Genomic DNA, 12,042 nt, shown 5'->3' on the forward strand with positions numbered 1-12,042 from the left:
CTCATGTCCGCGTCTCCGTCTTGCTAGTGGTTCCGGGGTCGTCCGGGGCGATACGGGCAATGACTGCGCCGGCAGTCTGGGAGGATCCGGCCTTTGCCAGTAGGCTGATGATACCGTTAACAGGTGCGGTGACGGCGGTTTCCATCTTCATCACGTCCATCATGGCAACAACCTCGCCTTCACGGACGGCTGCGCCATCCTCGACATTCCATTGCACGAGCAGGCCTGGAACCGAGGCGCGAACAGCGCCGGCATCATTCTCGGCAGCGTCCGGTCCGGCGCTCGATGCCGTCGCAGGCATCTGGCCTAGCAGGCGAAGGAAATTATCGGGAATGCCGATCTCGACACGTTTGCCGTCGATCTCGACATGGCCGCGAAGAAGCCCGCTGGCGGATGCCGGGGCAGGGCGGGCAGCGTCTTCGAGCGTCTCGGCGAAATCCGTTTCGATCCAGCGCGTGTGAACGCGGAAGTCCGTGCTCGAGAAATCCGCATGATCGAGCACCGCACGGTGGAACGGCAGGACGGACGGCACGCCTTCGATCGTGAATTCGCTGAGCGCGCGGCGGGCACGGGCAATGGCCTGATCGCGCGTCGCACCCCAGACGACGAGCTTTGCAGCCAGCGAGTCGAACATCGGCGGAATGACCGAACCTGTCGTGACGCCGCTATCGAGACGTACGCCCGGCCCCGATGGCGCCGTGAAATTCGAGATCTCGCCGGCGGACGGCAGGAAGCCGCGACCGGGATCTTCCATATTGATGCGGAATTCGATCGCGTGGCCACGCGGCTCCGGCATCGTGGTCACGCTGATCGGCAGGCCTTCGGCAATGCGGAACTGTTCGATGACGAGGTCGAGACCGGTAGTCTCTTCGGTGACCGGATGTTCCACCTGCAGGCGGGTATTCACCTCGAGGAAGGAGATGACGCCATCGGCGCTGAGCAGGAATTCGACTGTGCCGGCACCGGTATAGCCGGCCTCCGCGCAGATATCGCGCGAGGCCGCGTGGATCGTTTCGCGCTGCTCGTCCGAGAGGAAGGGGGCTGGCGCTTCCTCGACGAGCTTCTGGTTACGACGCTGCAGCGAGCAATCGCGGGTACCGACGACAACCACATTGCCGTGGCTGTCGGCCAGAACCTGAGCTTCGATATGTCTTGGGCGGTCCAGGAACTGCTCGACGTAGCACTCACCACGACCGAAGGCCGCGACCGCTTCGCGCGTAGCCGATGAGAACAGTTCTTCGACCTCATCGAGATCGCGCGCGATCTTCATTCCGCGTCCGCCACCGCCATGCGCCGCCTTGATGGCGATCGGCATGCCGAATTGCCGTGCGAAAGCCAGGGCCTCGGCAGGCGAGGTGATTGCGCCATCGCTACCGGCAACCAGCGGCGCGCCGACCTTTTGGGCGATCGCGCGGGCCTGCAGCTTGTCGCCGAGCGCCTCGATCACGTGAGGGGCAGGGCCAATCCAGATCAGCCCGGCATCGATGACAGCCTTCGCAAATTCCGCGCGCTCGGAGAGAAAGCCATAGCCCGGATGCACGGCGTCAACGCCGGAGCGCTTGGCGACGGCGATCAGCTTGTCGATGTCGAGATAGGTTTCCCGGGCCGTGGCACCGTTCAGGGAATAGGCTTCGTCTGCCTGAGCCACGAACATCGCGTCTGCATCGGCATCCGCGTAAACGGCAACCGAGGTCAGGCCATAATCCTTGCAGGCCCGAATGATCCGCACCGCGATCTCGCCGCGGTTAGCTATCAGAACCTTCTTCATGGGTATTTTCCTACAATGGACCCGGGAGCGAAGGCGCTGATCGCGTTGAAACGGATCTTCGCTCCGACAGGGATCTGGCCTGCGAGATCGAGATGATGGCGGGCGACATTGGCAATGACCGGATAACCGCCGGTCAGCGGATGATCGGCAAGGAAGAGGACCGGCTGGCCGCTCGCCGGCACCTGAAGCGCGCCGCGCACGGTCGCCTCGCTCGGCAACTCGCCATGGTTCTGGCGCTCCAGCGCTTCGCCCGAAAGACGGATGCCGACTCGACTCGATTGCGGCGTTACCGACCATTCCTGGGACAGAAAATACTCGACGGCCGATTTCTTGAACCAGTCTGTGCGCGGCCCCATGACCACGTCGAGAACTACGGTCTGCGTGGTGCCCGGCATGTCGAATGCCGGTAGTTCTGGCGTAGCAACGGTCGATCCCAGCACCGGCGGACGAATTCCGACAACCGCGCCCGGGCCAAGTGCCGCGGGCCCGATCTGCGCCAGGGTATCCGTCGCCGCGCTGCCGAGAACCGGGGTCACGACAAAGCCGCCGCGAAGGGCCAGATAGGAGCGCATACCGGCCGTCGGCTGTCCGAGCGAAACAATGTCGCCGTCATCGAGCGCGATCGCCTCGCCATGGGCTACCGACAGCTTTTGGCCAAAGGTGGTGACAATCGTGATCGGCGTGAATGCACCCGTCACCGCCATCACGCCGCGGCCGCGCATGCGAAAACGGAAGCCGCCAAGCGAGATCTCCAGTGCCGGCGTGCCGATCGGGTTGCCGACAAGGCGGTTGGCGGCCTTGAAACTGCTGCGATCGACTGCGCCAGATACGCTGATACCCTGGTTTGCTTGACCAGCGCGGCCCAGATCCTGAAACAGGACCGGCAGGCCGACGGCCACAACCTCGATTGAGCAGTTTGAACAGCTTGCCGCAACAGGAGCAGTCGCAGTTCTCGCAGGGGCCGAAACTTCGTAGGCTTTGTCGGCCGCCATATCGCGAAAACGCACGCGACTTCCCGGCTGGAGAAGCGAGGCGGGTGCGCGATCGATATCGAACATGGCAAGCGGCGTCGTGCCGATCAGCTGCCAGCCGCCTGGGCTGGTCTTGGGATAGATGCCGCTGAATTCTCCGGCAAGGCCGACGGCGCCGGCTGGAACCCGTGTCCGGGGCGATTTGCGTCGGGGTACGTTAAGCCGCTGATCGCCGCCGGAGAGATAGGCGAAACCGGGCGCGAAACCGGTAAAGGCTGCGACATACTCACTTTCGCCGTGCAGGCGAATGACGTCCGCGACGCTCAGGCCGAGGATGCCAGCAACTTCGCCAAGATCCTCGCCATCGTAGCGAACCGGGATTTCGACGAGCGGGCCGGAAGCCGCCTTGCGCTCGCCCCCGGCGAGTGCAGCGACCGCATCCGTCAGGGCTTCGTTGGAGATCACGCCCGGATCGAAGGCAATCAGCAGCGTGCGGGCTGCCGGAATGATCTCGCGGATACCGTCGACTGGGTTGGTATCCAGCGCATCGAACAGCGCCAGCGCCTCACCGAGATCGGCCAATTCGACAAGAACACTGTCGTCGCGCACGGGCAGAAATCGCATGGATGTATCACGAGGCATGGACGGGAAAGCGATATGCATGCGGGTTATACAGCCGGCGCGAACGGCTGGACGGCATGGCCGGACTCTTCCAGAAGCGCGCGCAGCCGCTGCGCGATCGCGACTGCGCCTGGGCTGTCGCCATGCACGCAGATAGACTGCGCTTCGATCTTCGTCATCGTTCCGTCGATGGCCTCGATCACACCGTCGCGGACCATGCGCAGCATCCGCTGGGCCACGAGTTCGGGATCATGCAGGACCGAGCCTTTTTCGCGGCGGGAGACAAGGTTGCCTTCCGGCGTGTAGGCGCGATCGGCAAAGGCCTCGGCAACAACGGTCAGGCCGGCAGTACGGGCCTGCTCAACCAGCTGTGAACCGGCCAGCGCCATCAGCACCAGCGAAGGATCGATGGCCCGGATTGCGGCGATCACATCGGCTGCCTGCCGCGCGTCGATGGCGATCGTATTGTAGAGCGCGCCATGCGGCTTCACATAGGTAACGCGGGTCCCGGCCGCCTTGGCCAGGCCCTGCAGCGCGCCGATCTGATAGATCACGTCGCCAATCAGTTCTTCGCTCGAAGGATCCATGTTGCGACGGCCAAAGCCTGCCAGATCGCGATAGCCGACATGCGCACCAATCGCCACGCCACGTTCTGCGGCGGCCTTCACCGTCTTGAGAATCCCTGCCGGATCGCCGGCGTGGAAACCACAGGCGACGTTGGCGCTGCTCACCACGTCGAGCATGGCGGAATCGTCACCCATCTTCCAGGCGCCGAAGCTCTCGCCCAAGTCACTGTTGATGTCGATGGTCAGCATACTGTCCGCGCGCCCTCATCCTCGTTGACTAGACGCTAACAAAGGCGAACAATGCTGTCCAGAGTGTTGAACAATTTTTATATGTTGCTCTACAGTTAGGCAAATGCGCAATAATGATGCGTCACCCGCGTTTTGCACGGTTTAGTGGACCATGCGGGTTCGGGTTCGGCTCATTTCGCTTGTGACGGGGTTCGAAGCGCTTTACCGAAAATTGAGACGAGATCCGGAGCGAGGGGCAAAGGCTTGGCTGAACGCAAACTGCAAGGCGCTGATAGAGGCGTACTTTCTGTTCCAGACGGCAACGGTCCAGTGATTGCGCGTCCGGGCGAGCCGGTGCAGACGCTTGCCGAAAGCGTTGCCAGTCGTATCCGCGAACAGGTTATCTCCGGCAGGCTTACTCCCGGCAGTCACCTTTCAGAATTGACGCTCAGCGACGAGATGCAGGTATCACGCAACACGTTGCGCGAAGTATTCCGCATTCTGACCAAGGAAGGGCTGCTGCGATACGAAGCCAATCGGGGCGTTTTCGTTTCGACGCCCAGCATGGCAACAATCATCGATATCTACCGCGTCCGGCGGGTCATCGAATGCTCGGCAATTGCCAATGCGCATCCGCGCCATCCGGGCGTTGCGAAAATGCGGGCGGCCGTCGAGGCGGCGGCACTCTCGCGGGAGACGAAGGACTGGTTGAGCGTCGGTACTGCCGATATCGCATTCCATTCCGCCGTCGTGGAACTCGCCGACAGCTCACGCCTTTCGGCCTTCTACGCACAGATATCCCTGGAACTGCGCCTCGTCTTCGGCCTACTGCGCGATCCGGAGCTGCTGCATGGTCCGTTCATCGACCAGAACCTCGAGATCCTCACCGAACTGGAAGCGGGTCGCGCGCAGGAAGCATCCACCATGCTCGAGGCCTACCTTCTGCGCGCCGAACGGCTCATTCTGGGCGCCTATGCGCGCGTGACGAAGTAACGCTTCAGTCTTCGAATTCGACCATCACGCCGGGCTTCACCATGCTGGCCAGTTCCTCGGCGTCCCAGTTCGTGAGACGCACACAACCGTGCGAGCCCGCCTTATCGATCAGCGACGGCTCCGGCGTTCCGTGAATGCCATAGGTCGGCTCCGACAGATCGATCCAGACCGTTCCGACAGGATTGTTGGCACCGCTCGGGAGTGTGAGCTTGGACTTGTTTTGTCCCTGCTGGAAGTTGATTTTCGGATTGTATTCATAGGTCGGGTTACGGGCGACGCCGTTGACCTTATGCTTGCCGGAGGGCGAAGGATTATCCTCGCTCCCGATCGTGGCCGGATAAACCGCGATGATAGCATCCTGATCGTCGTAAGCGACCAGTTGTCCTTCCCTGCGACGAGCTTCTATCCGTTTGACGACGCCAGCGCGGGGCGCACCGATGTTGGCGACCAAGATGGTTTCGCCGGCCTCGAATTTCGCCGATGGGTTCAGCGCATGCACGAGGTCCACGTCCATATGGAACCGCTCGGCGAGCTTTTCAGCGACACTGGTAAAGCCGAGATGCTCCATCTTGGCCTGTTCGGCATAGTCCTTCGGAATCTCGGCGACGATGTCTGCAGCATCATCGGGATCGATCTGGTATGGACCGATGACATGCTGATCGTCCGCCAGACGCGTAACCACGTCGGGGTCGACTTTCCCGTCGACGGGAAGGCTCTGCAGAGCTTCGAAACCCGCGACAGCCTTGCGAACATTGTTTCCGTCCAGGCCGTCGATCACGCCCGGGGAAGCGCCGGCGCGATCGAGGAGAACCTGAAGGTGAATGATCGCGGGATCCGGGGCAGGCTTCTCCTGCTGCTGGACTGGCTCTGGCGGAACAGAAGCAATATCCGCGTTATTGACCACCTCAGCGGTCAATTCCTGCGCTTGCGCGGCTCCGAATGTGATTGAGGATAGAAGCGAGAAGAGCAGGATTTTGTTTTTCATGGCGTTAGAAGGCGTGAGTCCCACCGAAGTTCCGTCCATTTAGAAATTCTGGTCGGGCAAGCGGCTTAGACAGCCACAGAACGCGCCAGCCGTTATCCTGACGACGGGTTTACAGCCCGCGAATATCGAGCCGTCCCGACTGTTGCATGTCTCCGAACCAGCGCTTTTCGGCGCCCCAGGCATGACCGTCCCAGCCTTCGAACGAAAAGCCCGCCACGATCACAGGCGGCGCATCTTCCGGTCGATTGAGGAGGGTTTCGAACGCATAGACGAAACCCGAGCTCAAGGCTGCGTCCGGCGGCGCGCCCAGCGCCTCCAGCTCCTGTCGGGCCTGATCGTGAACGGATTGCTCGATATAGCGCACGCGTTTTCCGATGCCCTCCAGCAACGACGTCAGCTCCAAGGCGCCGCATTCGTCGCCGGGATCCGAACTCGGCGGAAAAACCAAGGTAATCAGTGCGGCTTTCCGCACCGCGGGGCGATTGGTGAACTCCGGGTCGGCCAGCCATTCGGTCGCCTGTCCGCCGCGGCTGACGAGAACCAGTTCGGAGATCGCCGTCCCCGAGACGTCCATGAACCCAGCGGTATTGTTGAAGCGCGTGACCCAGTCACAGCGATCCGTCATCTGCCCGGCATCGACGAAGTCAGGGCAGTTGCCGATGATCGCGATATGGCTTTCGTCTCGGATGTTTGTCTCGTCCTTCAAGATCTTGCCTTTCCAGACTTGGCTATTGCCTGCCGGTAGAGCGCCATGGTCTCGCGACCGAGATAGGGTCTATCGAAACGGCCGGCTGCCAGCACGGCGCGATGATGCAGTTGTTCACGCAACTGTGGCGACTGGATAAGGGATCGCAAGGAGGCTGCGATGTCCTGGGGAAGCGTTCGTTCCGCGAGTAGCCCGGCTCCGGTCGCTCCGACGAATTCCCGCGCGCTCGGATCTTCAGCCGACGCAACCACGGGCCGCCCGAACGCAATCGCCTCCTGGTAAACCAGTCCGAAGCTTTCGTATCGCGACGGTGCCGCAACGATATGAGCCTGCCGATAGAGGTCGTGGAGCATTTCGTCGGGTTGGCGGCCCAGGGCGGTTACCCGTTCGCGCGCATGAGCGCTCATCTGCGACGGCAGATCGACGGACGGCACGCCGAGCAGATTGACGTGAAACGGAGGAAGTGTTCCGGAAGCGACTTCGGCGGCCAGAATTTCTACCGCACCAATCAGCTCTGCAAAACCCTTGCGCTGTTCCGCACGTCCGACGAACAGGATTCTGACAGGTTCCTCTCCAGCCGGGTAGGGCGATGACTGTGCCGTCTTCAGCAATTCAGGCGGCAGCGAAAGGCCGATCGTCCGATGCGGTATTTGGCTATCGATCTTATAGAGGTCGACGATCCGTCGACCGTGTTCGTCCGTGTTGGAGATCAGCCCGGCGCTCGACCCTGCCTGCTTCTTTTCCAGCAAGTCCGCAGCAGCCGCGTCCAGCTTGTCGCGAACCGGCAGCTCAGCCATCCTGCTCCAGGCAGCGGGCGTCGAATTGCGCGTCACAAGCGCAAATCCGTGCCGACCCGTCAGCAAACTCGCTGGCGCGTACCAGTTGGTTGCTTCCACCACGTCGAAGGGCTTTGCCGCATGATCACGCAAAACGGCCTGGCGGAACCGCAGCGGTGCGGCGGCGTGACCGATCGCTGCCCATTTGCGCAGGCGGCCGATACGGGATTGATCCGAGATATCACAACCGACGACGCGAACGCCGTCTATGTCCTCGGCTCCCGAGCGATCGAGCGTAAAGACAGTCACGTCGCAGCCCTCGCCAGAGAGCGCCATAGCGATCTCCCTGGCCGCCGTCGAAAGTCCGCTTGGAGACGGCGGGTAGTCCCAGGCGAGAAGGGCTGTCCGCATCACGACTTCAGCATCCTCTTGTATATCTCGATATAGTCCCGCGCCATGCGGTCTGCGGTAAAGCGCTCCTCGAACCGGGCGCGGATGCGGCGGCGATCGAGGCTTCCCACCTTGTTGACCGCTTCGACTGCCTGCGCTTCGTTCTCGACGATAAAGCCGGTGACACCGTCTTCCACCACTTCGGAGACCGAACCCTTGTTCCACGCAATCACGGGCGTGCCGCAGGCCATGGCCTCGATCATGACCAGACCGAACGGTTCCGGCCAGTCGATCGGAAACAGCAGCGCTGTCGCACCGCGGAGCAACTCGCTCTTGGCCGCATCACCGACCGGGCCGACATACTCGACACCATCGCCAAGCTTCGGCCGGACATAGGTGTCGAAATAGAGCGGATTGCCGACGTCAACCGTACCGGCGAGCTTGATGGGGTGACCGCACTCGACCGCAACGTCGATTGCCTTGTCCGGCCGCTTCTGGTCGGTCATGCGCCCGATGAAGGCGAGATAGGACCCGGGCTCGAAGGAGGGCTCGAAGCGGTCTCCGTCGACGCCGTGAAGGACGACGCCGGCGCGGTTGGCCTCTGGGATCCCACGTTGCTGGGACGCTGAAATGGCCGCGACCGGCAGGTCGGGGAAGGCATTGAAGAACAGCTTCCGGTCAAGCTCGTCGACGCGCCAATGGATCGTTGTCAGCGATTTCGAGCGCTGATCGCCCAGCAGGGTCGCGTGAAAGAACTCGCCGTGGAAATGCAGGATATCGAACTCGGCGAGCCGCTGGCGAACCTCATTCAACGTCACGCTTTCGAGCACTGCCGGTATCGAAGGCGGCACGGTGCCGTGTTCGCTCTCCAGAAACTGCAGGCTCGGCAGGGACCCGATACGGGTGACCGGCGTGGTGCTGTCGGATGCCGCAAACAGGGTAACCTCACAACCCTGGCGTTGCATCGCTACGCAGAGATCGTGGATCACACGCTCCGTTCCGCCATGATCGCGGGGAGGAACGGGGAAGATACTTGGTGCAACCTGCGCAACCCTTATCGGCTTCGGGAGTTCCGGTGCGCATTCTAGCATTTTGTATCCTTGTTGCTCAGAAAGGTTGTGTATGTTCGTTCTTCATGTCGCACTTCAAGGGTGTCTGCGCGGAAATAATGTCGAGTATGGGCTAACGGCCGATACCGGCGGGCATATCCGCTACTTGATGGATCTTGTCGGCGCCTGTGAAGCCTCTGACACCGACTCCAAAATAGTGATCGCAACGCGTGCCTTCGAAGGCCACGGCGAGGACTACCAGCGGCCTTCCGAGGCCGTGAGCCCCCAGGTTTCGATTGTACGGTTGCGTACCAACCGCCCCGATTATGTCAGTAAAGAGGATATGCATGCGGAGGTTGCATCCTTCAGCGACGCGCTGATCGCGTACCTTCGCGAACATGGGCTTCCTGACATTGTCCATGCGCATTACGCCGACGCTGCGGTCGTCGCTGCGCGGATCAAAACGGAGTTGGGCATCCCTTTCGTTTTCACGGGGCATTCGCTCGGCAGGGTGAAAATTGCGGCCATGCCGGAAATCGCATCGGATGCATCCATGACGCATCGTCTTGCGGCGGAAGAATGCGCGCTTGCAGAGGCGTCCCTGATCATTGCGTCCTCGCGCGACGAGGCTGAGCTGCAGTACAAAGGATATGACAACTACGACGCCGGCAAAATCCGCGTGCTTCCGCCCGGCAGCGACCTCGATGCTTTTCAGGGCGCCCAGTCATCGGAAACTGTCGAGGTCCAGCTCGCTCGTTTCCTCGCTGAACCTGAAAAGCCTGTGTTGCTTGCCATCGCGCGCCCGGTCACCAAAAAGAACCTGATCGGGCTTGTACGGGCCTACGGAAAATCGCCAGCGCTCCAGGAAGCTGCGAACCTCGTGATCCTCGCCGGCAACCGCTGCGAAATCGACGAGCTCGAACCGGATCTCGCGGACAACCTGCGCGAAATCCTTCATCTCGTCGATACCTACGATCTGTACGGCAAGATCGCCTATCCGAAGATGCATCGACCGGATCTGGTGCCAGCCTATTATGCCTATGCTCGCGATCGCGGTGGCATTTTCGTCAATCCGGCACTCAACGAACCGTTCGGATTGACGCTCCTGGAAGCCTCGGCCGTTGGTCTGCCCTTGATCGCGACAGACAGCGGCGGCCCCAATGATATCGTCGAGACCTGCGGCAACGGTGTGTTGATAGACCCGCGCGACGAGGACGGTCTTGCTTCCGCCGCGCTGAAAATCCTGGGCTGCTCCGAAACGTGGCAGACTTACTCCAAGGCCGGCGAACGTGCTGTCGCCTGTTATGACTGGGCGCGACATACCGAACGGTATCACGGCCTGCTCTCGGAGCTGATCGACAAGCCCGCAGCCAAGACGGAAAAGCCCTCGCAGCTACTGATCAGCGACATCGACAACACTCTGGTGGGATCGGTTCCGCATCTTCATGCCTTTGGCAATTGGCGGCGACAGCAGAGTGGATTGTCTTTCGGGGTCGCGACCGGTCGTTCCTTCCACAGCGCCATGGCCATTCTCGAACAGGAGGATGTGCCGAGGCCGGAAGTCATGATCACCTCGGTCGGATCCGAGATCTATCACCTGAGCGAGAACGGCGTCTCCTACGAGTATGACCGGCATTGGGCCGAGCGCATCGCCGAGAACTGGGACCGAAGCGGCATCGAGAGAGTTCTGCGCAAGGCAGGCTTCCTCACCCCGCAGGCGTCACTCGAACAGCGCGATTTCAAGCTCAGCTATTTCAGTGACGGCTCGAGCGGCGTCGTGGCACGCATCAAGGAACTGCTGGAAAAGGCAGGTTTGCGCGCGTCGGTGATCCACAGCCATCGACGGTACCTCGACGTCCTGCCGCTCAAGGCATCGAAGGGTACGGCCGTTGACTACGTCCGTCGTGGTGCTGGACTGTCTGAAAACATGGTGTTCGTCGCCGGCGATTCCGGCAACGATATCGAGATGCTTCAGGCCATCCCGCAGTCGATCATCGTCGCCAACTACTCGGATGGACTGGCCACGCTTCCTGCACTCAGCCATTCCTATATCGCCTCAGAAACCCATGCGGCAGGCATAATCGAAGGTGTTCTCCACTTCCGCAGACAGGCGGAGGCTGAATGTCTCTCAGTGTCCTGACCCTGGTTCGTGGCCGCGAGCGACATCTCGCCAACCTGATGCGCAGCCTTGGGGAGCAGTCGTGCCTTCCGACGGAACTCGTGATCGCCTGGATGCAGCCGGAGCCTTTCGAGGATCTGCCGAGCCTGCCGTTTCCGGTCAAGCACGTGTTCGTCGAGGGAGAGGACTTGCCGCTTGCCAAGGCGCGGAACGCGGCGGCAAACGCGGCGTCGGGGGACACACTCATGTTTCTCGATGTTGACTGCATCGCGTCGCCAACGGTTGTTGAATCCTACTCTGCCGCCTTGAACGAGCATGACGGGATCTGTCTGAGCGAAGTTCTGTATCTGCCTGCAGAAGTGAACGATTTCCGGGGAGACTACGGTGTGCTCGACGAGCTCGGCAAACCGCATGTCTCCAAGCCCCGGTTTCCTGAATTCGGCCGTGTCGAGCAGGAACCGGATGGCGGCCAGCTTTGGGGCCTGTCCTTCGCGCTGCGAAAAAGCACGTGGCAAGCGATCGGCGGTATGGATGAGCGCTTCGTCGGTTATGGCGGAGAAGAAACCGACTTCGCCGCATCGGCAGAGCAGGCCGGAGTAAAGACCTACCGGGTGGGTGGCGCGCGCGTCTACCACCAGCATCACCCGGTCCTGATACCGCCTCTGCACAACTTCGACCCGATCCTTCGCAATGCCCGCCTCTTTCAGGAAAAGCATGGCCGCTGGTGCATGGGCTACTGGCTTGGCCAGTTCCGCGAGGCGGGGCTGATCCGATGGGAGGAGGATGGCGATGCGCTGGACGTCCTGCGCTTTCCGGACCCGACTGAAATTGAGGCCGCGCGACAGCCCGGTACCGTTCTGTATTCATAGG

Annotated in this window: 10 protein-coding genes; 3 read left to right on the plus strand and 7 right to left on the minus strand. The window is 61.5% G+C overall.

Annotation, left to right across the window (positions count from 1 at the left end; all coding sequences use genetic code 11):
* Position 1 precedes the first annotated feature (1 nt).
* Genes ACQY1J_RS00780 through ACQY1J_RS00790 form a run of 3 tightly spaced genes read right to left on the minus strand, consistent with a single transcriptional unit; the run spans position 2 to position 4,175 of the window.
* Entirely contained in the window at positions 2 to 1,768 is a 1,767-nt protein-coding gene (locus tag ACQY1J_RS00780; protein ID WP_430249717.1) for an acetyl/propionyl/methylcrotonyl-CoA carboxylase subunit alpha, read from the minus strand.
* Positions 1,765 to 3,363: a 5-oxoprolinase/urea amidolyase family protein gene (locus tag ACQY1J_RS00785; protein ID WP_430249718.1), complete on the minus strand. Its 1,599-nt coding sequence runs from the start codon at positions 3,361 to 3,363 to the stop codon at positions 1,765 to 1,767. Before ACQY1J_RS00785 ends, ACQY1J_RS00780 begins: the two co-directional genes overlap by 4 nt.
* A gap of 44 nt (positions 3,364 to 3,407) precedes the next feature.
* A complete protein-coding gene (locus tag ACQY1J_RS00790) occupies positions 3,408 to 4,175 on the minus strand; it encodes a LamB/YcsF family protein (protein WP_430245502.1) in 768 nt (255 codons plus the stop codon).
* Between the two features lie 309 nt (positions 4,176 to 4,484).
* On the opposite strand from ACQY1J_RS00790, the gene ACQY1J_RS00795 reads away from it, so the two are divergent.
* On the plus strand, positions 4,485 to 5,147 hold the full coding sequence (locus tag ACQY1J_RS00795) for a GntR family transcriptional regulator (protein WP_430249986.1): 663 nt from the start codon (positions 4,485 to 4,487) through the stop codon (positions 5,145 to 5,147).
* A gap of 4 nt (positions 5,148 to 5,151) precedes the next feature.
* Here the strand turns inward: ACQY1J_RS00795 and ACQY1J_RS00800 are convergent, their stop codons facing one another.
* The 4 genes from ACQY1J_RS00800 to ACQY1J_RS00815 all read right to left on the minus strand — a co-directional run bounded on the left by ACQY1J_RS00800 (position 5,152) and on the right by ACQY1J_RS00815 (position 9,095).
* On the minus strand, positions 5,152 to 6,132 hold the full coding sequence (locus ACQY1J_RS00800; protein ID WP_430249720.1) for a L,D-transpeptidase family protein: 981 nt from the start codon (positions 6,130 to 6,132) through the stop codon (positions 5,152 to 5,154).
* 109 nt (positions 6,133 to 6,241) lie between these two features.
* Positions 6,242 to 6,838, minus strand: coding sequence for a hypothetical protein (locus ACQY1J_RS00805; RefSeq protein WP_430249721.1), 597 nt, complete (start codon positions 6,836 to 6,838; stop codon positions 6,242 to 6,244).
* Positions 6,835 to 8,025, minus strand: a complete 1,191-nt coding sequence (locus ACQY1J_RS00810) for a glycosyltransferase family 4 protein (protein WP_430249987.1) — start codon at positions 8,023 to 8,025, stop codon at positions 6,835 to 6,837. The genes ACQY1J_RS00805 and ACQY1J_RS00810 overlap by 4 nt, the downstream gene beginning before the upstream one ends.
* Complete coding sequence (locus ACQY1J_RS00815; RefSeq protein ID WP_430249722.1) at positions 8,025 to 9,095, minus strand: glycosyltransferase family 4 protein; 1,071 nt, start codon at positions 9,093 to 9,095, stop codon at positions 8,025 to 8,027. The genes ACQY1J_RS00810 and ACQY1J_RS00815 overlap by 1 nt, the downstream gene beginning before the upstream one ends.
* 31 nt (positions 9,096 to 9,126) lie before the next feature.
* On the opposite strand from ACQY1J_RS00815, the gene ACQY1J_RS00820 reads away from it, so the two are divergent.
* Together ACQY1J_RS00820 and ACQY1J_RS00825 are read left to right on the plus strand one after the other, a co-directional pair.
* Entirely contained in the window at positions 9,127 to 11,193 is a 2,067-nt protein-coding gene (locus ACQY1J_RS00820) for an HAD-IIB family hydrolase (protein ID WP_430249723.1), read from the plus strand.
* Positions 11,175 to 12,041, plus strand: a complete 867-nt coding sequence (locus ACQY1J_RS00825; protein ID WP_430249724.1) for a galactosyltransferase-related protein — start codon at positions 11,175 to 11,177, stop codon at positions 12,039 to 12,041. Before ACQY1J_RS00820 ends, ACQY1J_RS00825 begins: the two co-directional genes overlap by 19 nt.
* Position 12,042: the final 1 nt, after the last annotated feature.

Origin of the sequence: Neorhizobium sp. DAR64860/K0K1, from assembly GCF_050500205.1 — a bacterium.
Taxonomy (GTDB): Bacteria; Pseudomonadota; Alphaproteobacteria; order Rhizobiales; family Rhizobiaceae; genus Neorhizobium; species Neorhizobium soli.

What these genes read in the sequence shown, in the direction of transcription:
- ACQY1J_RS00780 (WP_430249717.1), bottom strand. Translation starts at nt 1,768, where the DNA reads ATGAAGAAGGTTCTGATAGCTAACCGCGGCGAGATCGCGGTGCGGATC.
- ACQY1J_RS00785 (WP_430249718.1), bottom strand. Translation starts at nt 3,363, where the DNA reads ATGCGATTTCTGCCCGTGCGCGACGACAGTGTTCTTGTCGAATTGGCC.
- ACQY1J_RS00790 (WP_430245502.1), bottom strand. Translation starts at nt 4,175, where the DNA reads ATGCTGACCATCGACATCAACAGTGACTTGGGCGAGAGCTTCGGCGCC.
- ACQY1J_RS00800 (WP_430249720.1), bottom strand. Translation starts at nt 6,132, where the DNA reads ATGAAAAACAAAATCCTGCTCTTCTCGCTTCTATCCTCAATCACATTC.
- ACQY1J_RS00810 (WP_430249987.1), bottom strand. Translation starts at nt 8,025, where the DNA reads ATGCGGACAGCCCTTCTCGCCTGGGACTACCCGCCGTCTCCAAGCGGA.
- ACQY1J_RS00815 (WP_430249722.1), bottom strand. Translation starts at nt 9,095, where the DNA reads ATGCTAGAATGCGCACCGGAACTCCCGAAGCCGATAAGGGTTGCGCAG.
- ACQY1J_RS00820 (WP_430249723.1), top strand. Translation starts at nt 9,127, where the DNA reads ATGTTCGTTCTTCATGTCGCACTTCAAGGGTGTCTGCGCGGAAATAAT.
- ACQY1J_RS00825 (WP_430249724.1), top strand. Translation starts at nt 11,175, where the DNA reads ATGTCTCTCAGTGTCCTGACCCTGGTTCGTGGCCGCGAGCGACATCTC.